Annotated in this window: 19 protein-coding genes; 8 read left to right on the forward strand and 11 right to left on the reverse strand. The window is 71.2% G+C overall.

Annotation, left to right across the window (positions count from 1 at the left end):
* The first annotated feature begins 92 nt into the window (after positions 1 to 92).
* From BLS95_RS00450 to holA, 4 genes are all read left to right on the forward strand, one after another.
* Positions 93 to 926 (forward strand): DegV family protein, encoded by an 834-nt coding sequence (locus BLS95_RS00450; protein WP_245764736.1) that lies wholly within the window; start codon positions 93 to 95, stop codon positions 924 to 926.
* 1,186 nt (positions 927 to 2,112) lie between these two features.
* A complete protein-coding gene (locus tag BLS95_RS57455) occupies positions 2,113 to 2,526 on the forward strand; it encodes a ComEA family DNA-binding protein (protein WP_245764737.1) in 414 nt (137 codons plus the stop codon).
* 748 nt (positions 2,527 to 3,274) lie between these two features.
* Positions 3,275 to 6,193 (forward strand): ComEC/Rec2 family competence protein, encoded by a 2,919-nt coding sequence (locus BLS95_RS58820; protein WP_218135524.1) that lies wholly within the window; start codon positions 3,275 to 3,277, stop codon positions 6,191 to 6,193.
* A 51-nt stretch (positions 6,194 to 6,244) separates the two neighbouring features.
* Positions 6,245 to 7,228 carry a DNA polymerase III subunit delta gene (holA, locus tag BLS95_RS00470; protein WP_245764738.1) on the forward strand — a complete coding sequence of 328 codons (984 nt, stop codon included), beginning with the start codon at positions 6,245 to 6,247 and terminating at the stop codon, positions 7,226 to 7,228.
* A 522-nt stretch (positions 7,229 to 7,750) separates the two neighbouring features.
* On the opposite strand, the gene BLS95_RS00475 is transcribed toward holA, so the two are convergent.
* From BLS95_RS00475 to BLS95_RS00500, 6 genes are all read right to left on the reverse strand, one after another.
* The gene (locus tag BLS95_RS00475; protein WP_245764739.1) at positions 7,751 to 8,446 is read right to left on the reverse strand and encodes an ABC transporter ATP-binding protein; all 696 of its coding nucleotides are present in this window, start codon (positions 8,444 to 8,446) and stop codon (positions 7,751 to 7,753) included.
* Positions 8,439 to 9,359 (reverse strand): ABC transporter ATP-binding protein, encoded by a 921-nt coding sequence (locus BLS95_RS00480; protein ID WP_090927912.1) that lies wholly within the window; start codon positions 9,357 to 9,359, stop codon positions 8,439 to 8,441. The genes BLS95_RS00475 and BLS95_RS00480 overlap by 8 nt, the downstream gene beginning before the upstream one ends.
* Entirely contained in the window at positions 9,356 to 11,932 is a 2,577-nt protein-coding gene (locus BLS95_RS00485) for an FtsX-like permease family protein (RefSeq protein ID WP_090927915.1), read from the reverse strand. The genes BLS95_RS00480 and BLS95_RS00485 overlap by 4 nt, the downstream gene beginning before the upstream one ends.
* Positions 11,929 to 14,988 (reverse strand): ABC transporter permease, encoded by a 3,060-nt coding sequence (locus BLS95_RS00490; RefSeq protein ID WP_090927917.1) that lies wholly within the window; start codon positions 14,986 to 14,988, stop codon positions 11,929 to 11,931. The genes BLS95_RS00485 and BLS95_RS00490 overlap by 4 nt, the downstream gene beginning before the upstream one ends.
* A 181-nt stretch (positions 14,989 to 15,169) precedes the next feature.
* Complete coding sequence (gene rpsT / locus BLS95_RS00495; RefSeq protein ID WP_090927919.1) at positions 15,170 to 15,439, reverse strand: 30S ribosomal protein S20; 270 nt, start codon at positions 15,437 to 15,439, stop codon at positions 15,170 to 15,172.
* A gap of 110 nt (positions 15,440 to 15,549) precedes the next feature.
* A complete protein-coding gene (locus BLS95_RS00500; protein WP_090927921.1) occupies positions 15,550 to 16,536 on the reverse strand; it encodes a glycoside hydrolase family 18 protein in 987 nt (328 codons plus the stop codon).
* Between the two features lie 14 nt (positions 16,537 to 16,550).
* Between BLS95_RS00500 and lepA the strand changes: the two genes are divergently transcribed.
* Both lepA and BLS95_RS00510 read left to right on the forward strand, forming a co-directional pair.
* Positions 16,551 to 18,422: a translation elongation factor 4 gene (gene lepA / locus BLS95_RS00505; protein WP_090927923.1), complete on the forward strand. Its 1,872-nt coding sequence runs from the start codon at positions 16,551 to 16,553 to the stop codon at positions 18,420 to 18,422.
* Positions 18,423 to 18,488: 66 nt separating this feature from the next.
* Complete coding sequence (locus tag BLS95_RS00510) at positions 18,489 to 18,980, forward strand: GNAT family N-acetyltransferase (protein ID WP_245764740.1); 492 nt, start codon at positions 18,489 to 18,491, stop codon at positions 18,978 to 18,980.
* On the opposite strand, the gene BLS95_RS00515 is transcribed toward BLS95_RS00510, so the two are convergent.
* Both BLS95_RS00515 and ccmA read right to left on the reverse strand, forming a co-directional pair.
* Entirely contained in the window at positions 18,968 to 20,551 is a 1,584-nt protein-coding gene (locus BLS95_RS00515; protein WP_143043535.1) for a DUF6297 family protein, read from the reverse strand. The two genes, BLS95_RS00510 and BLS95_RS00515, sit on opposite strands and share 13 nt — an antisense overlap.
* The gene (ccmA, locus tag BLS95_RS00520) at positions 20,548 to 21,174 is read right to left on the reverse strand and encodes a heme ABC exporter ATP-binding protein CcmA (protein ID WP_245764741.1); all 627 of its coding nucleotides are present in this window, start codon (positions 21,172 to 21,174) and stop codon (positions 20,548 to 20,550) included. The genes BLS95_RS00515 and ccmA overlap by 4 nt, the downstream gene beginning before the upstream one ends.
* Positions 21,175 to 21,306: 132 nt before the next feature.
* Between ccmA and BLS95_RS00525 the strand changes: the two genes are divergently transcribed.
* On the forward strand, positions 21,307 to 21,597 hold the full coding sequence (locus tag BLS95_RS00525) for a hypothetical protein (protein WP_143043536.1): 291 nt from the start codon (positions 21,307 to 21,309) through the stop codon (positions 21,595 to 21,597).
* Positions 21,598 to 21,658: 61 nt separating this feature from the next.
* Here the strand turns inward: BLS95_RS00525 and BLS95_RS00530 are convergent, their stop codons facing one another.
* Positions 21,659 to 22,870: a sensor histidine kinase gene (locus BLS95_RS00530; RefSeq protein ID WP_176992954.1), complete on the reverse strand. Its 1,212-nt coding sequence runs from the start codon at positions 22,868 to 22,870 to the stop codon at positions 21,659 to 21,661.
* Positions 22,867 to 23,355, reverse strand: a complete 489-nt coding sequence (locus BLS95_RS55310) for a hypothetical protein (RefSeq protein WP_176992955.1) — start codon at positions 23,353 to 23,355, stop codon at positions 22,867 to 22,869. The genes BLS95_RS00530 and BLS95_RS55310 overlap by 4 nt, the downstream gene beginning before the upstream one ends.
* 180 nt (positions 23,356 to 23,535) lie before the next feature.
* On the opposite strand from BLS95_RS55310, the gene BLS95_RS00535 reads away from it, so the two are divergent.
* Entirely contained in the window at positions 23,536 to 24,168 is a 633-nt protein-coding gene (locus tag BLS95_RS00535) for an MOSC domain-containing protein (protein ID WP_090927933.1), read from the forward strand.
* Positions 24,169 to 24,294: 126 nt separating this feature from the next.
* Here BLS95_RS00535 and BLS95_RS00540 read toward each other — a convergent pair whose 3' ends face one another.
* Positions 24,295 to 25,542 carry a glycoside hydrolase family 18 protein gene (locus BLS95_RS00540; protein WP_090927936.1) on the reverse strand — a complete coding sequence of 416 codons (1,248 nt, stop codon included), beginning with the start codon at positions 25,540 to 25,542 and terminating at the stop codon, positions 24,295 to 24,297.
* Positions 25,543 to 25,609 lie beyond the last annotated feature (67 nt).

Below are 25,609 nucleotides of genomic sequence, written 5' to 3' on the forward strand. Positions count from 1 at the left end.
ATCCGTCAGACAGGGACCCTTTGACGCCAGGCGGCGAGCGGTCGAAGGACGACCCACTGACATCGAGCGGCGAGTCGTCAGCCTGCGACGCCTTGGCTTCGGGTGGCGAGCGGTCGGAGGTGGGCACCCTGGCATCGAGTGACGAGTCGTCAGCCGGCGACGCCCTGGTGCCGAGCGGCGAGTCCGGTCGCAGCGGTAGTGGTGCGGCTTCGTCAAGCGACGAGGATCGGTTCACGGGCGAGCTGGCCGGCGCCACCACCTCTCGCCCCTCCCCGGCCCGCTTCGCCGCCTGCTACGCCTCCCTGGCCGCCGCTGGTGCCACCGGAATCGTCTCCATCCACCTGTCACGTGAGATGTCGGGCACGGTGGAATCCGCCAGGGCAGCGGCTCGTGAGGCCCCCGTGCCGGTGGAGGTGATCGACAGCCGTTCGATCGCGATGGGCCTCGGCTACCCGGTCCTGGCCGCCGCCCGAGCCGCCGCCGAGGGCGCCTCCCTGCAGGCCGTCGCGTCAGCGGCCCGCCGCCGCGCAGGGACCACCCGTACGTTCTTCTACGTCGACACCCTGGAGTTCCTGCGGCGCAGCGGCCGCATTGGCACGGCCGCCTCCCTCGTCGGCTCAGCCCTGATGATCAAGCCACTGCTCCACATCGTGGACGGCCGTATCTTGCTCCTCGAAAAGGTTCGCACGGCGTCGCGGGCCATCGCCCGGCTGGAGGATCTGGCGGTGGAGGCGGCGGGCGAACGGTCGGTCGCGGTGGCGGTACAGCACCTCGGAGCACGCGAACGGGCCGAGGCACTGGCGGAACGGTTGCCGAAACGCATTCCCGGACTGGCGGAGGTACAGGTGGTTGAGGTCGGTGCGGTGATCGGCATACACGTGGGCCCCGGAATGCTCGGCCTGACCATCACCTCGTCCGACTTCTAGCCTGTCGCGCCGCTCACCAGCCCAGCCACCGCGTCACCACGCTCCCACAACACCCGAAACAGCCCCGGCCCGCCGGGCGCGACGTTGGTGGGCGCCAAGCTGGTCGAACATCCCAACGACCACCCCAGCCCGCCACCACCCCCCGCCACCGCAGCCACCCCACCCGTCACGCGCACGCCACGCACCCCCATACGCCACCAGGCCCCCATAGGCCGCCAGACCCCCATAGGCCACGGCACCCCCTAAGCCACCGCTACCCCGTAGGCCACCCCCACCTCCTTCGCCACCCAAGCCCCGTCGGCCACCCCCACCCCCCTCGCCACCGAAGCCCCGTAGGCCACCGACCCCGTCACCGCACATCACCGGCCCCGTCACCTCACGGCGCGACTTCCCCACCACCCAGCCCGTGATCCCAGCCGTCACCCCGAACTGTCCACAGCCTCCATCCCGGCGCCGACCTTATCCCCAGAACGCCGCTCGGCACCCTGCCGACGACCGCAGAAGGCTTACATTCGCCCGCGTGCGAAGCCCCGATCCAACGGCAGAGCGGACGATAGCCGAGTCCCGGCTACGCTCGATCATCGCTCCCGCCCGCCGCCCCTACGCCCGGCGGCATGCCAGGCCGAGCACCCGCCAGGCCGAGACGCCCACGCCCAGCGCCCGCAATCACCATGACCGAACCCCACATCGCGAGCCCGACGATTGGCACATTCCCCACACCGCCGACCCCAGCAAAGCCTGGCCTGTCCCAGACACGGACGACCCCAGAGAGGCTTGGGCCCCAAGCACGCGCGCCAGAGAAGCCCGGAATACCCCAGGCATAGGCAACCCCAGAGAAGAAGCCCCGCACACCCCGAACATGCGCGCCCTCCGGGACGTCGTCACCGCCGATAGCCCCGACAACGCACCTCCGCCCCCACCCCCATCCCCTCATCAAGAAACAGCCCGGCCTGTCCCCCTCCCACCCACTTTCCAGGCATTCCGCAAAGCGCTCGCCTCACAGGCGCCGGCCCTCGACCCAGGCAAGCCAGGCCTTCGCGTGCTACTCGCCGTGGCAGCCCTCGCCGTAGCCGTCGCGGCCTTCCTCGCCTGGCGATCCCAACCTTCCCCAGAGCCCTTGCCCCCTCCCACTCCAATCAGCTCCGCACCCCCGTCCCCCGCCGCCTCCACCACAGCCTCGACCAAGGTGACCGTTCACGTAGCCGGCAAGATCCGTAACCCCGGTGTCTACCTGCTCCCCTCAGGCTCCCGAGTCACGGACGCGGTGACGGCGGCAGGAGGAGTGTCCCGTGGCGCCTCCACAGGCGCGCTCAACCTCGCCAGACGCCTGATCGACGGCGAACAGATCGTCGTTGGGCCCTCCACGGGCTCAGCCCCTCCAGGCACCCCCGTCCTGGACCCCGCCACCGCCATCCTGGACCTCAACTCCGCCACACCCGACCAACTGGAAGAACTCCCAGGCGTAGGCGAAGTCTTGGCGGCCCGTATCGCCGAGTTCCGGACCAGCCACGGCGGCTTCACCTCAGTGGAGCAACTACGCGAAGTAAATGGCATAGGCCCAAGAAAATTCGACGAAATCAAGGCAAAGGTCCGGGTCTGACATGCGCAGTCCGCGTACCGAACAAGCCGGCCACCAACTCCGGCCTGACCCGAGCCGCACCCGTAACACCGCTGCCGACCACACCCGCCTGCTCTCTGAAACGCATGCCCGCGACACCGCCCCTGACACGGACAGTCCAGAGTCCGTCAGCGTTGGACCTGACGTTTCCCTAAAAGAACGGGACGGCGACTGGAACGAGCCAGGATCGGCCCTCGACGGGCTTTACGTCACCGCTCATGGGCCGGGTGGTGATGCCGGCAGTGCAGTCCCGGTCCATGGCGGCGGGCCGGTCCCTGGTCCAGCCGACGGGCACGACCCTGACGCTGGCAAGCGCGACCATTCCTGGCCCCTTATCCTCCCCGCGCTTGCCGCCTGGGCCAGCGCACTGGCACTGCTGGGTTGCACTGCGCGCACGGGCATAGCTGTCGCGCTCTCCGCTGCCCTTGCCGCCTCAATAGTGGCGTGGTGCACTCGCCCGCAATTCAGATCACCAGTGAGCCGCGTTCGCCCGCAATCCAGATCAACGGTGAGCCGCATTCTCACGCAATTTAGATCGCCAGTCAGCCGCGTTCGTTCGCGACCCAGACCACCATTGGGCCGCATTCGCTCGCGACCCCAGCCGGCACTCTGGCGTGTCGACTCACCCCTCCAACCGCCGGCCTGGCGCGTCCGCTCCGGCTCCATGCCGCCGGCCTGGCGCAACATCACCATCGCCACGCTCATCTGTGCCGCAGCATCATCGGCATCGGTGGCTTTCCGAGTTCAGGTACTGACGACGGGTCCGGTGCCCGAGTTGGCCGCCCGCAACACAGTGATCACTGCCCAGATCGCCCTGACAGACGACCCCAAACGCAGGGCCAACAGAGGAAGGCACTTCAACCAGGACAGCTACGTCATCGCGGCCACCCTCAAGTCCATCCGAACCGCCACGATCCGGCAGACCGTCGACGTCCCCATCACTGTCTTCGCCGCGGGAACCGCCTGGAAGGACTTCCTCCCCAGCCAGCACCTCGAAGTCACCGGCCGCCTCGCAGAACCAACTCCTGGCGACCTGGTCGCGGCCATCCTCCTGGTGCGCGGCCCACCAAGGGTCCTGGCGCCGCCGTCCGGGCTCCAGACGGCGGCGGGCGCCCTCAGATCCGGCCTCCGAGCCGCTGCCGACATCCTCCCTCCGGACCAACGCGGCCTTCTCCCCGGCCTGGTGGTCGGCGACATCTCGCGCATGGACCCTCAGGTGGCCTCCGATCTCAGGGAGTCCGGCCTCAACCACCTGCATGCAGTAAGCGGGGCCAATCTGGCGATCGTTGCAGGCGCGGCCCTCGCACTCTCCCGCCTGGTCGGCCTGTCGCTCCCCGCCAGGGCGATCTTCGCTGCCCTGGCAATGCTGGCCTTCGCCGTAGTCGCCCGCCCGTCCCCAAGCGTCCTCCGTGCCCTCCTCATGGGCCTGGCCGCCGCCATCGCGCTGGGCACCGGCCGAGCCCGCGACGGCCTCGCGGCGTTGTCCACCACGGTCCTGTTTCTGGTGCTGTTCGCCCCCGAACTCGCCCGCTCCTACGGCTTCGCCCTCTCAGTCGCAGCCACCGCCGGAATTCTCATCCTGGCCCCACGCTGGCGCGACCACTTGTCCGCCCAGAACACCCAAGACACCCCCGACGCCCAGGAGGACCACCACGCCCGGGAGGACCACCACGCCCGGGAGGACCACCACGCCCAAGGGGACCACCACCACGCCCAGGAGGACCATCACGCCCAAGGGGACCGGGACATTCAGAGTGACCACAACGCGGAGGGCGACTACAACGCCCAAGGCGATCACACCCTCCAGGTCGGCCGCAACCTCCAGGGCAGGCACAATCCGCAGGGCGGTCACAGCTTCCAGCGCGGTCACCCTGCCCAGCGCGGTCACCCTGCCCAGCGCGGTCACCCTGCCCAGGGCGGTGACCCTGTCCAGGGCGGTGACCCTGTCCAGGGCGGTGACCCTGTCCAGGGCGGTGACCCTGTCCAGGGCGGTCACACTATCCAGGCTGGCCACCTTCCGCAGGGCCGCCCCAGCTTCCAAGGCGACCACAAGGGCCAGGTTGGCTACAACCTCCATGGCGGCCGTAGGGTGCCCGATGATCGCAATGCCTGGGGTGGCCACACTCCCCAGGGCGGCCCTACCGCCCAGAGCGACCAGAACACCCAGGGCGGCCCTACCGCCCAGAGCGACCAGAACACCCAGGGCGGCCCTACCGCGCAGAGCGGCCCGAACGCCCCCAGCGACCCGAACGCCCAGGGCGGCTACAACGCTCAGAGCAGCCGCAGCGACGACTGCGGGCTGAACGCCGGGTCGGGCGAAACCCCGGGACAGCCTCGGAGAGGAGATGGCCGGTCGGGACCTGGAGGGTCGAACAGGGAGGCACGCGCATCCCGTGCCTCCAAGGTGCCGTGTCGGTTGCCGCGATGGGTGGCTGAGGCGGTGGCCGTACCGGCGGCGGCGCAGGTCGCCGTGACCCCTGTGCTGGTGCTGATGGCGGGGCAGTTGACGCCCGTCGCGGTGCTCGCCAATCTCCTCGTGGCACCGGCGGTGGCGCCCGCGACTCTGCTCGGGTTCGGGGCCGCTCTCGTGGCGCCTGTCTGGCCGGAAGGCGCTCGGATGCTGGTCGTCCCGGCGGGTTACGCGGTCGGGTGGATCATCACGGTTGCCCAGTGGGCGGTTAATGTGCCGTACGCCACCTTGCCCTGGCCTGGCGGACTTCCGGGACTGGGGCTGCTGGCGCTGGCAGTGGCCGTCGCGATCCCGATTCTGCGGCGTCGCGCCTGGCGGGCGATGGCGTTGACGGCGGCCGGCGCAGCCTTGGTATCGGTGCTCGTGATCCGGCCCGTCGTGGGCCCGTGGCCGCCCAAGGGGTGGCTGATGGTGATGTGTGATGTCGGGCAGGGGGACGGCCTCATCATCGCGGCCGGACCGGGGAGAGGCGTCGTGGTGGACACCGGGCCGGATCCGGTCGCCATGGATCGGTGCCTGCGTCGGGTCGGGGTGGGGGAGGTGCCGCTACTCGTCCTCACCCACCCACATGCCGATCACGTGGACGGCCTGCCGGGTGTCCTCAGGAACCGGCGAGTCGGAGCCGTGGTCGTCAGCCCGTTCAGCCTGCAGCGGGACGATGCCCGAGCTGGTAACCGCATCTCCGGCGCCCTGGCGCATCGTCGAATACCGGAATGGAAGGCTGTTCCGGGCACGCGGTGGCGGTTCGGCCCCTCAGAGCTCACCGTACTCGCGCCCGAGCCCGCTCTGGGCGAGACGCATGGCCGGGGGGAGGGCAGCGCGATCAACAACGCCAGCGTCGTCCTCCACGTACGCTGGCGATCCGGCTCGGCATTGCTCGGTGGCGACCTGGAGACCGAGGCACAGGAGCAGCTGCTGCATCGGATGGCCATCAGAGCCGACATCCTCAAGACCCCACACCACGGGTCGAACAGGCAGTCCCCGGCGTTCCTGTCGTCTCTTGGCATCCGTGCCGCGCTGATCAGCGCAGGAGTCGACAACGACTACGGCCATCCAGCTCCCACCACCCTCGCCCTTCTACGTCGCCTCGGCGCCACGATCTACCGGACCGACCAGTCGGGGGACCTCGCCGTGGTGGAGCGGGACGGGGAAATGGCCGTGGTTCCACGAGGGCCGTAGCCGGATGCCGGCGTTCTGGCTTCGAGTACCGGGTTGTCGGTGGGGCATGGCATGCTGCCTGGTATGGCGGGAACCGATCCAGCACCTGTGACCCTCATCGTCGGCGATGAGGAGCTGCTGGCCGAGCGGGCGGTGAGTGGGGTCGTCGCGGCGGCGCGGGGTGCCGACTCGGGGGCCGAGGTTCATGATCTTGTGGGGGGGAAGGTCGCGGTCGGTGAGTTGACGCAGTTGACGTCGCCGTCGCTCTTCGGTGATCGTTCCGTGGTGGTGATCCGGTCGGCACAGGACCTGGTCAAGGAAGTCATCGCCGAGGTCGTGGCCTATGCCAAGCAGCCCTCTGACGAGACCGTGCTGGTGCTGGTCCACCCGGGTGGGGTGAAGGGCAAGGCGCTGGTCGACGGGGTGAAGAAGGCCGGGGCTGCGGTGGTCACGGTGGTCAAGGTGACCAAGGCCGGGGAGCGGCTGGACTTCATCAAGGGGGAGTTCAAGCGGGCCGGGCGTGGGATCTCGGGGGACGCGGCGCAGGCGTTGCTGGAAGCTGTCGGCAACGATCTGCGGGAGTTGGCGGCGGCCTGCAGTCAGCTGATGTTCGACACGGAGGAGAAGACCGTCAGTGCGGCCGCCGTGGCGCGCTATCACCGGGGGCGGGCCGAGGTCACCGGGTTCAATGTGGCGGACTCCGCGATCGAGGGGCGGCTGGCGGAGTCTCTGGAGCAGTTGCGCTGGGCGCTCGGCACCGGGGTCGCGCCCGTGCTGCTGGTGAGTGCGCTCGCCGGGGGTTTGCGATCGCTGGCCAAGGTGGGGAGCGCGCCTCGCAACCTTCGGGGCGGGCAGCTGGCGAGCCATCTGGGCATGCCGCCGTGGAAGGTTGACCGGGTGAAACGGCAGCTCAACGGGTGGGGGCCGGAGGGGTTGTCGCGGGCGATCCAGGCTGTGGCCAGCGCGGATGAGCAGGTCAAGGGAGGCGGGGCGGACCCGGCCTACGCCTTGGAGCACACGTTGCAGGTCATCGTGGCCAACCGTACGGGACGGTAGGCGGCCCGTTTCTTGCCGCTCGATTGCCGGGACGAGAGGTCCGGTGATCCACGGTGGTGAAGCGTGCGCGAGTCGACCCCGGCAGACGCTTCAGCCCAACCTCAGCAGGCGTCGCAGAGCCCATCAGCCGACGGACCGCCGTGCCGTCACCTGACGGACACTTCACCCCTGGACCACCGCAGCCACTCACCCCACGGCCGACACTCCACAGCCACCCTCGACAGACGCTTCACGACCGCAGCAACTCGCCCCCGGCAACCGACACTCCTCCACCACCACGATCCAGCAAACGGTTTCACCACGGCAGACCAGACCACCGCCAGCCACCGATTTCCCGCGCAGCACTCAGCCACCATCCAGCGATGTCTGTGGTGGGTTGGCGCTCTAGGCGCCTGTCGGGTGGCTGCGTAGCGACGTCTGCTGGGTGGCGAGGGCGGCGACGTCTGTCGGGTGGCGGGCACAGTGACGTCGGTCGGGGAGTGGGGGCGGCGGTTTCTGTCGGGTGGTGGCGGTGGCTGGGGTTCACACTAGGGTGGCGGGCTCATGTACGGCGCCGTCTGTGATTTCCAGGACGCGGTCCGCCAGGGTGATCAAGCTTGGGTCGTGGGTGGCGACCAGGGCCGTGACCCCCTCACTGCGTACGAGGGCCCGCAGCAGCTCCATGATCTGCCGCCCGGTCTGCGAGTCCAGTTGCCCGGTGGGCTCGTCGGCCACCAGCAAGCGGGGCCGGTTGGCCAGGGAGCGGGCGATGGCCACGCGCTGCCGCTGCCCCCCGGACAGCTCGTACGGGCGCTGGTTGACATGCTGTTCCAGCCCCACCAGGGCGAGCAGCATCCGTACCCGGGCCTCGCGCTCCGCCACCGGCATCCGCACCAGCCGCATGGGCACCCCGACGTTCTCGGCCGCCGACAGCACCGGGATCAGGCCGAACGACTGGAACACGAACCCCACCACGTCCCTGCGCAGCTCCAGCAGGCCGTGTTCGGACAGGGCGGTGACCTCGTGCCCGTCCACCACCACCCGCCCGGCGTCCGGTTTGTCCAGGCCGCCGATCTGGTTGAGCAAGGTGGTCTTGCCCGACCCCGACCGGCCCCGGACCGCCACCAGCTCCCCGGGGTGGACCGAGAACGACACGTCCCGCAGCGCCACGACCTCCTTGGGCCCGGTCCGGTAGACCTTGCGCAGCCCCTCCACCACGACCAGCGGCGAATCAGTCACTTGACGGCTCCTCTCGGGCGGGCCACACGCCGATGTGATCGGTTTCGAGTTCGAGGCGTACCCGGCGTTCCAGGTGCAGGGCGCTCATGAAGTCGCGCGGCAGTTGCAGCCGGCCCACCCGGTCGAGCACGGCGTACTCCTCGGCGATGATCTGCCCCTCGGCGTCCTCGCGCCGCAACGTCTCGCTGCTGGTACGCCCGTCGCGAATGCCCACCGTACGGTCCACCTGTTCCGACACCAGCGGATCGTGGGTCACGATGACCGCGGTGACCCCGAGCTCCCTGTTGGCCCGGCGCAACGCCTCGAACACCTGCTCCGAGGTCTCGCTGTCCAGCTCGCCGGTGGGTTCGTCGGCCAGGATGAGCTGCGGGGAGTTGGCGAGCGCGACGGCGATGGCCACCCGCTGCTGCTCGCCGCCCGACATCTCGGCGGCCTTGCGGTTCGCGCAGTAGCCGACGCCCAGAAGGTCGAGCAGCTCGGCGGCGCGCCGCTCCCGCTTCTTCCCGGCCAGTTTCATCGGCAGCTCGACGTTCTCGGCGGCCGACAGGTACGGCAGCAGGTTCCTGGCCGTCTGCTGCCAGATGAAGCCCACCACGGACCGCCGGTAGCGCAGCCGGTCGCGGGCGCTCATGGACAGCAGGTCCAGGCCCGCGACCCTGGCCACCCCGGCCGTCGGCACGTCCAGCCCGGACAGCACGTTGAGCAGCGTCGACTTGCCGGATCCCGACGCGCCCACGATGGCGACCAGCTCACCCTTGTCGATCAGCAGGTCCAGGCCCTGCAGGGCGACGACCTCGACGCCTTCGGTCTTGTAGATGCGTACCAGGTTGTCGCACACGATGTGCGCGTCCCCGCCGAACGCGGCCTTGTGCCGCGTGGCCCTGGCTTCCAGTTCCGACAGTGTCGGGTTCATGAAAGGTCTCCCAATCGAAGGACGGCGCCGAGGGCTCGACGGCGGCCGATGGCGGTGTGCGTGTACGCGCCGAGCACGGCCACAGCGGCCAGCCCGGCCGCCAGCACGCTCGGAGTGAGCAGGTCGAGGGCGTAGTCGCCGACGGGCAGGCCACCGGCGTACGAGGACAGGTCCACGCCGGGCCCGAGCGCGGCCGGGAGCAGCAGCCCCAGGCCCAGTCCGGCCAGCGCGGTGATGATGATCATGGGCAGGATCTCCAGCACGGTCAGCCGCTGCGCCTGCCGTTCGGAAAGCCCCAGGGTTCGCAGGAACGACACCGCCCTGGCCCGCTCGGCGGCCCCGACGACCAGCGCCAGCACGATGGCGACCAGCGCGTATCCGGCCAGCGCGACCGTCACCACCAGCAGCGTCCAGCGCACGGTGGAGGTGAGCGGATCGTCCTGGATGGCGGCGAGGGTCTCCGCCTGGGACACCACCGTGGCCTGCGGGACCAGCCGCCGCAGCGCGGCGGGTGAGGCGTCGCCGCTGACCAGCAACGTGTTCACGTACGGGCGCGCCTGGACGCTCAGGGGCACGACCAGGAACTTGCCCTGCGTGTAGAAACCGGGCACCGAGTCGATGACGCCCCGGGTGGCCAGGCGCAGGCGGGACTGCCACCCGATCTCCAACGTCCCCCGTCCCCGCAGCTCCGGCGAGACCAGGACGCCGTCGGACAGCGGCGGCAGGCCGACCGGGGCGTCGCCCAGGAGCTCCCGCCACTGCCCGACGTCCACGGCGAGCGCCTCGGCCCGCTCGGCGCCGTACCCGAGCTGGACCCGGCCCGTCTGCGCGAGCAGCACCCGGTCCACTCCGGCGGCTCCGCGCACCCGCTCGACCTGGGCGGCCGGGATCTCCATCGGCGACGTGATCCGGATCGGCGCCCCGGCCTGCTCCCAGGAGGCCAGCCGCTGCGTGCCCGCGATCCCGTCGGAGATCACCGCCGCGAACACCGACACGGCCAGCGCCGGCAGCAGGATCAGCACCGGCAGCACACTGCCGGAGCGTGCCCGGGCGGCCCTGGTCAGCCCCAGAAACGGTACGGCCGCCCGGCCGCGCGCGGTCAGCCGTACGAGCAGGCGCAGCGGGTACGGATAGCACCGCAAGGTGATCACCGCGGCCGCCAGCGTCAGCGTCACCGGCACCACCAGCAGGAACGGATCCTGCCCCGCGGACGCGGCCGGCCCGCGGGCCCGCAGCAGGTACGCCCCGCCCAGCGCCAGCACCACGACCAGCACCTCCAGCGTCACCCGCCGGGCGGACGGCCGGGTGGCGACCACATCGTCACGGCGTTCGTGCAGCGGCGTGCGGTGCGTGACAGCAGGCCGGGCGGCGGCGAACCCGGCGGAGGCGACGACCACGAGCACCGGCCCGAGGTGCACGATCGGCACCACGGGCCCCGGCACGAGGTACGACAAGGCGTACCCGGCCAGCGCGGCGGGCGCCACCGCCAGCCCGGTCAGCGCCGCCGCCGTGCCCGCCACCTGCCGCAGCGACCCGCCACGCGCCCGCGCCACGGTGAGCGCGTGGTCCATGCGGTCGGTCAGCAGCCGCACGGCCAGCACGATCACGCCCAGCACCACCGCCAGCAGCCCGCCCAGCACCAGGTACATGACGGTCTGCGCGGTGGCCAGCGCGGCCAGGAAGTCGCCGAGCAGCTTCGGCAGCCCGGTCTCCAGGTGGTAGGGGGTGCCCGTCGACTGCAGCGTCACCAGCCGCCCGAAGTCGGCGACGGCGGCGCCGAGGCCGACGGTGTCCTGCGCGCTCGCCGCCGCGCCGTTCACCGGCAGGATCCAGCGGTAGGTCAGGTTGCGCCCGGCGCCGCTGAGCGCGGTCAGGCCCGCGTCGGACATCAGCGTCGTGGTATGGACCTCCATATCCCCGCCGTTCGGGGGCTGGATCTCGGTGTAGTGCAGGATGTCGGTGTTGTGGCTCCAGTAGCGGTCGCCGGGGTCCTTGGCCTCGAACAGGCCGACGATCTTCACCGCGACCTGGTCGTTCTCGCCGAGCACGACCGTCCGGCCCGGCCGCAGCCCCATCTTGGCCGCCGCCTCGGCCACGACGCCCACCTCGATCAGGGGGATCGGCTCGCCCTCGTACCGCATCGTGGCGGGCGCGCCGGGCACGCGGCCCTGGACCCAGTCGACGCGCCGGTCGGCGTCGGACAGCCAGCCGAGGTTGAGGTACCGCCCGCCGTGTGAGCCGGTGACGGGCGTGAGCGTGGTCTTGGCGCTCATGTGGCCGCCGGGGGCCACCAGTGGGCGCAGCGTGGCCGGCAGGAGCTTGTGCCAGAGCCGGTCGCGGGTGTCGAACTGGGCGCGTTCGTGCAGGTCCTCCTGGGACGAGCGCGACTCCACGGTCACCGCCAGGTCGGCCTGTACGGCGGGGGCGCCGGTCAGCGCGCGCCGCAGCGCCTGGTCGAACGCCCCCTGCGTCACCCGGGGCAGCCCCGCGACCAGCACGCAGGCGGTCAACGCGAGCACGAAGAGCACCGCCATCGGGCCCAGGTGCACCCGGGCGAGCCGGGGGATCCTCACTGTTCCTCCCGGAGGCCGAGCCCCTGCCTGCGCAGGTTGCGCGCCAGCCCGGCGACGATGGCGAACAGCACCGCCGCCACCAGCGCCAGCATCGCCGCCGTGGCCCCCCACGGGATGTCCAGCAGCACGCCGGGGGAGACGGCCGTGGCCTGCCCGGTCAGCACGATGTGCGGCACCACCAGCACGCCTACGACCAGCGCGAGCCCGGTGCCGGCCGCCAGCGACAACCCGATGACGAACGCCTGCTCGATCGCCAGCAGCCCGAACATCTGCCGTGAGCTCACCCCGAGCGCCCGCAGGATCGCGAACTCGGCGGTTCGTTCCCGCGCCGCGACCGCCGCGTTGACCAGGAACCCGAGCGCCGCGAACACCAGCGCCGCCAGGAACCCCAGCATCAACGCCCCCTGCAACCCGCTGGCCAGCGGGTCGTCCCGCAGCGTGGCCGCCAGCGCCCGCTCGTCGAGCGCGGTGACGTCCCACTCCGGCCGGCTCGCGAGCGCGCGCACCGCGGGTGTGGGATCGTCCGCGGCCAGCCACCACTCCGTGGCGGGGCGCGGCAGCTCGGCGACGCTCAGCTCGTACGCCTGCAGCGTCCCCCAGTCGGCCAGCACCGCCGGCTGCCCCGCGGTGGTCGTCGGCATCGTGTCCACCACGGCCACCACTTTGACCTGCAGGACCTTGCGGTCGATGCCGGCCGGCCCGACCTGCCCGACGCCCAGCTTGATCGAGGCGGCCAGGTCGGCGGTCAGCACGACGGGCACCGGCCCGGGCGCGGGCGGCGGTGCGAAGGCGGCCATGGCCGGGCTCGTCCCGGTCACCTTCATCGACAGCGGGGGCGCCGCCAGCTCACGGCCGCCGGCGCTCAGGCCGGTCAGGGTCAGGTTCGCGGGGCCGGGCGCCGTGATGGCGATCAGGCCGCGCAACGACAGCGGGTACGTGATCTTCCCGGTGCGCCCGGCCAGCGGCCGCAGGTCGAGGTCGATCCGGTTGTCACCGGCGTGCAGCACTCCGAGCGGCAGGTCGCGCCAGACCCCGAGCCCGTCGGAGAGCACCAGCCGCAGCGGCAGGTCAGCGTCCACCCGGGCGCGCAGAGTGAGCGTGGCCGGCCGTCCGGGGAGCTCCAGCCTGCCCGCCTGGCTCCCGGCCAGCGCCCGGGACATCTGCTCGACCGTCTGCGCCGACAGGTCGGGCCGTAACCGGAACAGCTCGCCCAGCTTGCCCGCCTCGACGCCGAGCAGGACCGCGCTCTCGCCGCTCAGCTCGGTCTGCCCGCGGAAGGCGGGGGAGGCCGCCGTGACCCCCGGCAGGGTGGTGAACGCCGTGCCGCGGCCCAGCGAGCCCAGCTCCGGCCCGTCCGGCGGGCCCGACAGCCGCAGGTCGGCCCCGGCCTGGTGGCGGGCCTGGTCGTCCTGCGAGGCGCGCCAGGTGGCGGCGGTGGCCAGGGACACGATGCCGATCGCGACGGCCATCGTCAGCAGCAGCGTGGGACCGGCGTACTTGAGCGGCCGCCTGCTGACCTGCCAAGCCCCGAGCGCGGGGGCGAGCGTGGGCCTGCGCGAGGTGAGCTTCTCGGCCGGCTTCGAGATGCGCGGCACCAGCCTCAAGCCCAGCATGCCACCGGTGAGCAGGGCGAGCGCGGGCCCGGAGATGATGAGCGGGTCGATGCCGAGCCCGCCCGCGGCGGTGGCGGTCACCGGCGCGCCGTAGTGCCGCAGCTGCCAGATCGCCAGCGCGGCCACGACCAGCAGCGCCAGGTCCGCGCCCGCCCGCTGGATCAGCCCCCGCCCGCCGCTCCGGCCGCGCGCCGTCTGCTCCTCCACGTAGGTGCGCCGGGCCCCCGCCAGCGCGGGGAGCACCAGCAGCACCACCGCGGCCAGCGCCACGCCGAACGACACCAGGAACGAGCCCAGATCGGCCACCGGCGCCAGCCGCACACCGGAAGCCTTGATCCACGGCAGCTGGTTGACCAGGGCGAGCAGTGGCGGGCCCAGGAACGGCGCCACGACCGCGCAGGGGAGCGCCACCAGCAGCGCCTCGCCGCCCGCCAGCCCGGCCAGCCGCACGGTGCCCGCGCCTCGTGAGCGCAGCAGCGCCACCTCCATGCGGCGGTGGTCGGCCAGCAGCCGGGCCGTCAGCATCAGCGCGTACGCGGCCAGCAGCAGCAGTTGCAGCACCGGGATCAGCATGGTGGAGCGCGCCACCAGGGAAGCGGTGTCGAGCTGCGTGAGCATCTCGGGCAGCCGGCTGGCGGCCACGCAGTTGGCGCAGCCGCCGGCCTTCAGCCGCTTCTCCACCCGGTCGATCGCGGCGGCCATCGGCCGGAGCTGGGCGGGGGTCAGCGCGCGCAGGTCGGGCTCGGCGGTCCAGGTGGCGTTGACACTGGTCGCGAAGTGGGTGACGAAGGTCTCGCGGGCCACCATGAGCGGCCCGTACGTGGTGAACTCGCCGCGTTCCGTCCCCCGGCTCAGCAGCGGTTCGCCGGCCCAGCGTTCGCCGAAGGGGTCGTCGAGCTGGAAGATCCCGGCGACGCGGACCTGGACGGGGCGCGGGTCGAGCCGTCCGGTGGTGGTGAACTCCTGGCCGACCTGGAACCCGGACGCCGAGGCCGCCGACAACGACATCGCGACCTCGACCCGGTCGCCGCCCGCCCGCGGCCAGGCGCCGGAGACGAGCCTGGCGTGCCGGTCGAGCCCGTCGTAGCTGCCGAACCTGAGCAGCTCGGGCCGCTTCCGCCGCTCCTGGCCCGGCATGGTGTAGGAGTCCGAGCCGAAGCTGGTGGTGACGGCGGGCGGCCTGGTGTAGGCCCTGGCGAACTCGGCGCGTACGGACCGGTCGAACCCCGGGAACGTCTCGACCGTCACGGGAGCGCTGACGGTGGCGGTGGTCTGCTGGTACGAGGCCGTCTCCATCGTCCTGCGGACACCGGCGTCGGCGATGGAGGAGGCGTACATGGTCAGCGCCACCAGCGTGGTGGTGGCCAGCAGGATCGAGCCGAACGCGGCCAGCAGGAGCAGCGGCTCGCTGAACGCCCGCTTGACGATCAGCGGCCCCCGCATATGTCCCCCTGGTCCCGGTCTAGTGCACCTTCATCCAGGTGGAAGATCCAGGGCAAGGCGATCTTTGCAACGGTGACGGACCCGATATGCCGGTGTGATATCGAAACCGTGACAAAAGGGTGCGAAGCAAGAACGCCGCACCCCTCGAAGGAGTGCGGCGTCCACCTGCCGTTGGCGGGTGTTACTTGGCGGCCAGCGCCGCGGCCTGCTTGGCGATCGCGGACTTGCGGTTGGCGGCCTGGTTCTTGTGGATGACGCCCTTGCTGACGGCCTTGTCGAGCTGGCGGGCGGCGGCCCGCTGCAGCACGGCGGCCTGCGCGACGTCGCCCTGCTCGGCGGCCTCGCGGAACTTGCGGACGGCCGTCTTCAGGGACGACTTGACCGCCTTGTTGCGCAGACGAGCCTTCTCGTTCTGCTTGTTGCGCTTGATCTGGGACTTGATGTTCGCCACGAAGAAGCCTCGGTGAAAGTCTGAGTGATGGATGGGGCGCGCGGGCTCGAGAGAGGGCGCGCCACACACGCAGTTGAACAGGCTACCAATAACTCAGGCGGCTGCTCAAATCAACGCCATCGCGTCATGTATTCTCGCCAGTCCTCCTCCGTGGCGGCGAAGTCCACGTAGAGGGCCAGGCCGAAGCGCTCGCGGCGGCCGTGCTCCGACAGCGCCAGCCGGGCGCCCTCCGCCGCCGTCGCGACGCTCTCGGCGTAGTCGCCCCAGGCCGCTCCATGGTCATGGTACGCCGGGGCGCCGATGAGCAGGGACTTGCCGGCCGGGACCAGGTCCAGGGCCAGGCCCGCCTGGCGGACCACGTGACCGCCGTAGAGGCTCTCCAGCGGGGTGAACGAGTCGTAGGTCATGATGGCGACCTGGTCCACCCGGTCCACGACCTGCCTGAAGTAGCCCGGGGACCAGAACTTGTCGTGGCCGAGCACGACCCGGAAGGCCGGGCGCATGCCGGGGTACGGCTCGATCTGCGGGGTCGAGGTGGACAGCAGCCGGGTGTGCTGCCTGGTCCGTTCCAGCAGGTCGAGGAAGTCGGTGTCGCCGTCGCCGATCGGCTCGAAGTTGTAGTGGATGCCGTCATAGCCCTGCCGCATGATGGCGGCCACGCCGGCCAGCACGTTCTCGCGGGCGGCGGGGTCGTCGAGGTCGAGGCCGTTCTCGACGGTCTGTCCGAGCCAGGCGGAGATGCGGATGGCGGGGAGGTGCTGGTGCATCCACTTCACGAAATTTCCGGCGTTGGGGTATTTGGCGGGATTTAACCGGCCGTCGTATTCGAACGGGCCGGAATGCACGTACACGTCCTTGACGCCGGTGGCGCGCAGCCGTACGGCCAGCCGCTCGACGTCCTGCTCCGTACGGCGGCCGTCCACCCACGCGTGGCCCAGCCAGAGAGCGTCGTTGCCCGTGCTCTTCGCCCATGCCGCCGGTGCACCGGTAAACTGGATCCGGAGCGCGGTGGCCAGGAGGCCGACCAGCGCGACCACGATGGCCAAGGCAAGCGCGACTAGGCGCAGGCCGCGGCGGATGACGGTTCGGATGCTCATCCGGGCATGTCACCATGGAAGACTGCTTGTCCTCAACCTTGTCGAAACGGACTTCGGTGCGCACTCAGCCTGGCCAGACCGACCCCGCGTTGATCCGCAACTTCTGCATCATCGCGCATATCGACCATGGCAAGTCGACCCTTGCCGACCGGATGCTGCAGATCACCGGCGTGGTCGACGAGCGTTCCATGCGGGCCCAATACCTCGACAGGATGGACATCGAGCGCGAGCGGGGCATCACGATCAAGTCCCAGGCCGTGCGGCTGCCGTGGGACGGGCACGTGCTCAACATGATCGACACGCCGGGCCACGTCGACTTCACCTACGAGGTGTCCCGGTCGCTGCAGGCGTGCGAGGGCGCGATCCTCCTGGTCGACGCGGCCCAGGGCATCGAGGCGCAGACGCTGGCCAACCTCTACCTGGCCATGAACGCTGACCTGCACATCATCCCCGTGCTCAACAAGATCGACCTGCCGGCGGCGCAGCCGGAGAAGTTCGCCGAGGAGCTGGCCGGGCTGATCGGCTGCGACCCCTCCGAGGTGCTCAGGGTGTCGGGCAAGACCGGCGAGGGCGTGCGCGAGCTGCTCGACCACGTGGTCCAGACGGTGCCCGCGCCGGTGGGCGCGGCCGACCGGCCCGCCCGTGCGCTGATCTTCGACTCGGTCTACGACACCTACCGGGGCGTGGTCACGTACGTCCGGGTCGTGGACGGCCACCTGGGCAAGCGCGAGCGCATCCTGATGATGTCCACCAGCGCCACCCACGAGACTCTGGAGATCGGCGTCATCTCTCCCGAGCCCAAGCCCGCCGACCTGGGGCTGGGCGTCGGCGAGGTGGGCTACCTCATCACCGGCGTCAAGGACGTGCGCCAGTCGCGCGTGGGTGACACGGTCACCTCGGCGACCAAGTCCGCGAGCGAGATGCTGGCGGGCTACGAGCACCCCAAGCCCATGGTGTTCTCCGGGCTCTATCCGATCGACGGCGACGAATACCCCGAGCTGCGCGAGGCGCTCGACAAGCTGCAGCTCAACGACGCCGCGCTGGTCTACGAGCCGGAGACGTCGGCGGCGCTCGGCTTCGGGTTCCGCGTCGGCTTCCTCGGGCTGCTGCACATGGAGATCGTGCGGGAGCGGCTGGAGCGGGAGTTCGGGCTGTCGCTGATCTCGACGGCGCCCAACGTGGTCTACCGCGTGGTCATGGAGGACGGCGCCGAACACACCGTCACCAACCCGTCGGAGTTCCCCTCGGGCGGGAAGATCGCCGAGGTGTACGAGCCGGTGACGAAGTCGACGATCCTGGCGCCTGCCGAGTTCATCGGGGCGATCATGGAGATCTGCCAGGGGCGGCGCGGGCAGCTGCTCGGCATGGACTACCTGTCGGAGGACCGGGTCGAGATCCGCTACACGCTGCCGCTCGGCGAGATCATCTTCGACTTCTTCGACCAGCTCAAGTCGCGCACCCGGGGCTACGCCTCGCTCGACTACGAGCCGGCGGGCGAGCAGCAGGCCGATCTGGTCAAGGTCGACATCCTGCTGCAGGGCGAGGCGGTCGACGCCTTCAGCGCGATCGTGCACAAGGACAAGGCCTACGCCTACGGCGTGGACATGGCGAAAAAGCTGCGCGAGCTGATCCCGCGGCAGCAGTTCGAGGTGCCGATCCAGGCCGCCATCGGGGCCCGGGTCATCGCCCGCGAGAACATCCGCGCCATCCGCAAGGACGTGCTCGCCAAGTGTTACGGCGGTGACATCTCCCGTAAGCGCAAGCTGCTGGAGAAGCAGAAGGAAGGCAAGAAGCGGATGAAGATGGTCGGCCGGGTCGAGGTGCCCCAGGAGGCCTTCGTTGCCGCGCTGTCCACCGACTCCGGCGGGGACAAGACCAAGAAGTAGCAGGTCTCACCCCTATCTGGGGACGTCCTTACCACTCCTTTTTGGGTAGCTATTACCCTTAAAGACATGGAAGTGGTGCAGACGGCGCGAATGCTGCTTTCTCGGGTCACGGCCGACGATCTCCTTGCCGTCCACGAAATCCACTCCGATCCGCGAACAAGCGTTTACAACCCCGGAGGGCCCAGCCCCGACCTGGAGTCGAGCCGGGCCATGCTGGACCTCTGGCTGGCGGACTGGTCGGAGCGCGGCCTCGGCTACTGGGCGGCGCGGCCGGTGGGTGAGTCCCGCGTGATCGGCTTCGGCGGCCTGCGCCGCGCCGTCATCGCCGGGGACGAGGTACTGAACCTCTACTACCGCTTCCGCCCCTCGGCCTGGGGACACGGGTACGCGGTGGAGCTCGCGGAGGCGGCGCTGCTGGTGGGCAAGGACCTCGGGACCGTCGTGGCGGTGATCCGCGACATCAACGCCCCGTCACGGAAGGTGGCGGAGCGGGCGGGCATGCACAAACAGCGAACGATCCCGTACGGGGGCGTCCCCAACGACGTCTACGTCGCCTGAGCCGTTCCCTTGGTGGCTGGGCCCGTCACGGTCTCTTGAGCCGTGCGAGGGCGCGCCCGCCACAAATACCCCGCCAGGACCAGCGCACCCGCGACGGCCTGGACCGCCAGGAACGTGCCCGGCCGGGCAGGTGCGGAGAACAATGCCGCCACGGCGGGCAGACAGCCGATCAGGGCCAGATCGATGCCGGTGAACGCCCAGATCAGCGGACCGGTCGGGACCGGGCCGCCCGGGGTGTCCAGGACCGGCGCGGAGTGGTCGACGGGGCTGCGCCCGGCCATGCGCAGGGCAGCGGCGGCCAGCGCCGGTGCGACCGGCAGGCCCAACCACCACCAGGTCCCGGAGAACGCCCCGGTCAGGACGCTCACCCAGACCAGGGCCAGGGTCGCCCAGGCGCCGCCGAGCAGGGCGGGCAGGATCGCGCGGGCGGCGAGGGCCTGGCGGTGGCCCACGCCGATCAGTCTGGCCAGGGCGGGATTGTCGCCGTCCCGGCGCGCCCCCGACGTGCCCGTGACCGCCACGGCCAGCGCCCCCGCCAGCACGGCGCCGCCGAGCACCGGCGGCGGGCCGCCCGCCTGGGCCAGCACGGCGGGCAACGCCGCCAGCGCGAACATGGCCGCCAGCCGTCCCGGCCTGCGGCCCAGGCGGCGCCAGTCCTGCCACGCCAGCGCCAGAGGGGCGGGCAGGGCGGGCCAGCGCCGCGAGGTGAGCCTCCTGGCCCGCCAGTGGTTGTCCTCGGCGATCCAGGTGAGCGCGCCGGGGTCGAGGACGACGGCCGCGTTCGCCACGTGGCCGCCGCGGGTCGAGGCCGTCACGAGGGCACGGGTGGGGATGCGGTCGAGCGCCACCCATGCCCGGCCCACCAGGAAGGCGGCGACCGCGGCGGCGCCGGACGCGGCGGCGGTCACCGCGGGCAGGGGAGCGTTCGCGGCGAGGGCGAGCACCGTACGGAGCCGGCCGCTCACCGCCAGCACCGCCAAGGCCATCAGCGCTGCCGTGACGACCGTCAGCCAGACCTGCCACGACTGGGACGCCTGGCCGAGCACCGCCAGCGCCATCCCGCCCACGGCCGCCGAGACGCCGAGCGCCAGCGCGCCCAGCACCCGCCACACGATCGGGTCGGGCGCGCCCAGCGCCATCACCAGGCCCAGCCCGAGCAGTGCGCCCGCCATCACCGCGACCAGCACCAGCATCCGCCCGGTGGGCCCGAGCAGCTGCCGCCGGTTCAGCGGCGAGAGCAGCAGCCAGGAGGCGTCGGGGGAGGGCAGCAGCACGGGTCCCGCCGCGCGGGCCGTGGCCAGGAAACCGGCCAGCGCCAGCGCCACCAGTGCCACCCCGGCACCCGTGCGCGAGGGGTCGATCTGAAGGTTCAGCCCTTCGAGGGTGGAGGTGACGGGCGTGCCGAACACGGCGGCCAGCATCGCCAGCCCGAAGCCGGTCACGTACCGGTCGAGCAGGCTGGGGCGGGCACGGCGGCGGGACCACAGGAACGCCCGCACGGCGCGTACGCTGCCGACGGATTCGGTCATGTCGTGGTGGCCACGGGCGGTGGGGGCCGGGCGTTCGCTCATGCGGCCGTCGCCCCCGAGGGTGAGACCTGGCGGGCGTGGGAGGCCAGGTCCTGGTCGTGGGTGGCCAGGACGACGGTGCCGCCCTCGGCGGTGTATTCGTGGAGCAGGCCCGCCAGCCGGGCGCGGAATCCGACGTCCAGACCGCGTTCGGGCTCGTCGAGCAGCAGCAGCGAGCTGGGCCGCAGCAGCGCCGCGGCCAGGCAGAGACGCTGGCGCTGGCCGGTGGACAGGTTGAGCGGCGGCGCGTCGGCCCTCTCCACCAGCGCGAACACCTCCAGCGCCGCCTCCACCGCCATGCGGGGCCGGGCGTGTACGGTGCTCATCAGCTCCAGGTGCTCGCGGGCGGTGAGCCCCGGATACCACGCGGGGTCGTCGCCGAGGAGCGAGACGCGGCGCCAGAACGCGGTGTCGTCGGCGGGCGGCCGGCCGAACACCAGGACCTCGCCGGAGGTGACCGGCTGGAGCCCGGCCAGGCAGCGCAGCAGGGTGGACTTGCCGCAGCCGTTCGGGCCGATCACGGCCACGATCTCGCCCTGTGACACGGTCAGGCGCATGTCCCGCAGCACGGGGTTGCCGCCGAGTTCGACCGTGAGGCGATCAATGCTGATGATCGAGTCCTGCACCGTTCGAGCGTAGCCACTGATACCGGCTGGCGCGCAGGGGTTTCTGGCGCTCATCCTCGGCCCACTGATCGGATTCTGTCGGTGGCGGCGGCTAGCGTGCTGTTCCGAACACCAGTGCGACTGGAGGGTGACATGAGTGCTGCTGAGCAATTCGAGCGTGCTGCTGTGCTGGGGGTCGCCGTGGCCGAGGAGACGCGGCGGCTGCTGAGACTCCACATGGTCGCCGACGACGCGGGGGAGGACGGCACGGTGCTCGTGGACGTGCCCTATCCCGACGCGGTGGTGGTGACGGCGTTGCTGGACGTGGCGGCCGAGTGCTTCGGTGAGCGGGGTGAGTCGGTCGAGGAGACCAGGCAGGCGGCGCTGGAGACGTTGTTAGGCCTGACGGGGTTCGACAGCGAGTCCCAGCTCAACTCGGACTGAGCACCAGCCGTCCCGACGGCACCCCACCCCACCCCGGGCGAACCCGCCGGCCTGACCCCGGTCAGGCCGGGACCTTCAGGTGCACCAGGAAATGGCCGTCGTAGGTGCCTGCCGAGAGCGTGCCGCCCAGCAGTTCGGCGCGTTCGCGCATGCCCATCAGGCCGTAGCCGCCCCCGGGTGAGCCCTTCTGCGTCGAGGCGGGGTTGGTGATGCGGAGGTCGCACCAGGCCGGGTCGAAGGCGAGTTCGACGGTGGCCGGGCTGCCGGGGGCGTGGCGGCGTACGTTGGTGAGCGCCTCCTGGGCCGTGCGGACCAGGGCGAGCTCCGTCTCCGGCGAGAGGCGGTGCTCCGGGCCGGAGATGCGCAGCGTACAGGTCTGGTGTGTGGTGCTCTCGAAGTCCTCGGCCAGCGTGCGCAGGGCCGTGGGGAGCGCCGGCGGGTCATCGCGCAGCGCTGACACCGCCCTGCTGGCCTCCTCCAGCCCCGACTTGGCCAGGTCGCGGGCGTGGGTGACCCGGTCGAGGGCCTCGGCCGAGCGCTCCGCGCGCAGCAGCATCCTGGCGCCCTCCAGGTGGACGAGCTGAGCCGACAGGGAGTGCGCCAGGATGTCGTGGATCTCCCTGGCGATCCTGGCACGCTCGGCCAGCACGGCTTCGCGGGCCTGGGCGGCCCTGGTGGCCCTGCGCTGCTTGGCCGCATAGCTGAGCAGGAAGATCAGGCAGACGCTGAGGACGAGGGTGAAGTCCCGCGTCATACCGCCTGACAGCAGGTCGGCCACCAACAGGCCCCCCACGGCCAGCAGCCCGATCGGCAACGATTGCTGCAGGGGGAAGCGGGTCGCCACCACGCTGATGGAGATGAGCAGCACCCCGATCACCGCGCCGCCCTCGGTGAGCGTGTTGAGGGCGACGGCGAGCATCACCGCCAGACTGAGGGCGATCAGCGCGGCGGGGTGCGGTGGCCGCCACGCCGACCGGAACGACGCCCACCACGACCGGCCCGATGGTCGGGGCGGTTGGTCGGCCGGGAGGTGGGCGGCCGACTCGTGGTGGTTGCTTGCCGAGGGGCGGCTGGGCTGGTCGGACGGGGTTCGCCGGGACAGGAGCACGAATGCGAGCAGGGTGAGGGCCAGCAGGGCGGTCAGGACGGTGATGGCAAGGGAGGCGCCGGTGAGGCCCGGCGCGGGAGTCGCTCTGACCTGAGCCACGATCAGCAGGGCGATCACCCCCAGCCGCAGCGCGGTGGGGGCGATTCCGGACAGCGCACGTCTCACGCCACGACGGTATCCGCTTGCCTGCCCGTGCTGGCGAGCGCACGGCCCCGGCGGGCGACGAGATACGACTGGACACCGATGGTGATGCCCACGAACAGCAGGATGCCGCCGGTGGAGGGGGACAGGCCGAGGAGGTTCCCGGCGTAGAGCAGGACGAGGCGGGTCGCTATCGAGGCCAGCCAGCCCACCAGGGTCCAGCCGGTGGCCTTGGACCAGGCGACGCCGGAGCCGTCCAGCCACACCCGTACGGTCGAGGCCCGCCACATGCCGAGCGCGACGGAGGCGGCGGCCTCCACCAGAAGCAGCGCCACGCTGACCGCGACGTGCCGGGAGTCGAAGAGCCCGCCCAGCACGAGGCCGGCGACGATCATGACGCCTGAGGTGATGAGGATGACAGGCCGGCCCGTGGGGCGGGCCTGCAGCTGGCGGTAGATGACGAAGGCGATGGCGAGGAGGACGAGGAGGGAGATCTGTAGCTGTTCCACGGATATGACCGTAGGGAGGCGGGGCTCGCATCGGATCGGCCCACGGGTTGACCCTCCGGATCTCCACCCTGAGGTGGAGACCCGGCGCGGACCGAGGCCGCGCACCGCCCGGGGTGGGGGCTCCGAGCGGGGTGGAATTGGGGTCGCGGAGGGATGGGGCCTGCGGTTACCGTCGCGATTATGCGCATCATCTCCGTGAACGTGGGCACCGTTGTCGAGGCCGAGTGGGCGGGCACCTTACGGCGTACGGCCATCGACAAGCAGGCGGTCGGTGGCCGGGTGAAAGTGGTGACCAACGGGCTGGCCGGGGACGAGCGGGCCGACCAGAAGCACCACGGCTCACCGGACCAGGCGGTCTACGCCTATGCCAGTGAGGACTACGCCTGGTGGGAGGGTGAGCTCGGGCGGCGGCTACGCGCCGGGCTGTTCGGCGAGAACCTCACCACCTCCGGGCTCGACGTCACCAACGCGCTGGTCGGCGAGCGGTGGCGGGTGGGAAGCGCGGTGCTGGAGGTGAGCGGGCCCCGGATCCCGTGCGTGGTGTTCCGCAACTGGATGGACGAGCCGGGCTGGCTCAAGCGCTTCACCAAGGCGGCGCGGCCGGGGGCGTACCTGAGGGTGGTCGAGCTCGGGGAGCTGGGTGAAGGGGACGCGGTGGAGGTCCTGGAGCGGCCCGAGCGCGGGGTGAGCGTGGGCGACTGGTTCCGGGCCAGGCACCAGGACCGGGACGCCCTCCGCCGCATCCTGGCCGTGCCCGGACACGACGCCAGATGGGATGAACTGGCCGAGCAAGTCCTGGACTCCCGGCACTGAGACTCTCGGGTCGGGTCTCTACGCGGGATCGCGACATCCCGCTCTTGCCCATGAGAACGGGCCTCCGCGGCGGCCGGGCAGGCACCGGGCCGGGCGGGTAAGCCACCGCCCGGCCGATGAGTCGGGTCAGCGTAGGACGGTGTACAGGGCCGAGGTGAGGGAGGCGCGTGAGTCGTCCTGGTCGATGGACCACAGCATCGAGCCGCCCAGCCCCTTGAGCCGGATGTAGGCGGCCTTCTCCAGCAGCATCGCCGGATCGTCGTACGACCAGAACTCGTTCCCGTCGTAGAGCCACATGGCGCCCGTCCGCAGGTCGCGGTAGCGCTTGCCGGGCTTGGAGACCAGGTCCTTGTAGTCCTCGGTGCCCGGGCCCCACTTACCCTGTGCGGGTCCCGTGGCGGGCCGGTAGAGGCCGTCGCCGCCGCTCGTGACGCCGGTCCAGCCCTGTCCGTACGCGGGCACGCCGACGACGATCTTGCGGCCGGGCGCGCCCCGCGACAGGTAGTCGCGCACGGTCTGGTCCACGCTGTACTTCACCGGGTTCGGATCCCGCCGATCCCTGAACAGGTTGCCGTTGTGACCGGTCTGCGGCTCCCACGTGCCGTGCAGGTCGTACCCCTGGATGGTGGCGAAGTCGAGCAGCTTGAACACCTCGCGCACCTCGAACCCGGCGTCGATCTTCGCCGCCGCCGCGGGCAGGAAGGCCGAGAGCTGCGCCGACCGCGAGTACGCGCGCAGCTGCGAGCGCAGCTCGGCCACGAACAGCGTGAAGTTCCGCCGGTCCTCGGGCCTGATGACATTGCCCTCGGCCCCCGCCGAGCCTGGCCACTCCCAGTCCAGGTCGATGCCGTCGAACACGCCGGCCCCCGCGCCCGGCTCCAGCCCCGGCAGGTTGCCGCGCAGCCACAGGTCGATGCACGAGCGCGCCAGCGCGGCCCGCGACTCGGCGGTGAGCACCGCGTCGGAGAAGTAGGCCGACCCGGTCCAGCCGCCCAGCGAGATCAGCACCTTGAGGTCGGGGTGCTTGGCCTTGAGCTTGCGGAGCTGGTTGAGGTTGCCGTTCAGGGCCTGGCCGGGCGCGTCGGCGACACCGTCCACGCTCTGCTCCGCGGGCACCGGCCGCTGCCAGTCCGCCCACGGGTCGGCCGAGTAGCAGGCGCCCTCGGCATTGACGAAGCCGAAGGCGTAGTTCAGGTGCGTGAGCTTGGCCGCGGCGCCCGTGGCGTCCACGTCCTTGACGTGGTAATTGCGCCCGTAGATGCCCCACTGCACGAAGTAGGCGACCCGCTTGAATTCGGTGCGGGCCTCGGCGGGCACGGAGACCGCCGAGAAGCCGAGTAAGAGCGCGAGCGTGATCAGGACCTTCTTCTTCACGGGCGTCTCCAGGGGACGAACTTATAAGAAACTTTCCTATAAGTAGACGCGATCGTAGGTCCGCGGT

The sequence above is a fragment of the Nonomuraea jiangxiensis genome (assembly GCF_900099965.1).
GTDB lineage: Bacteria > Actinomycetota > Actinomycetes > Streptosporangiales > Streptosporangiaceae > Nonomuraea > Nonomuraea jiangxiensis.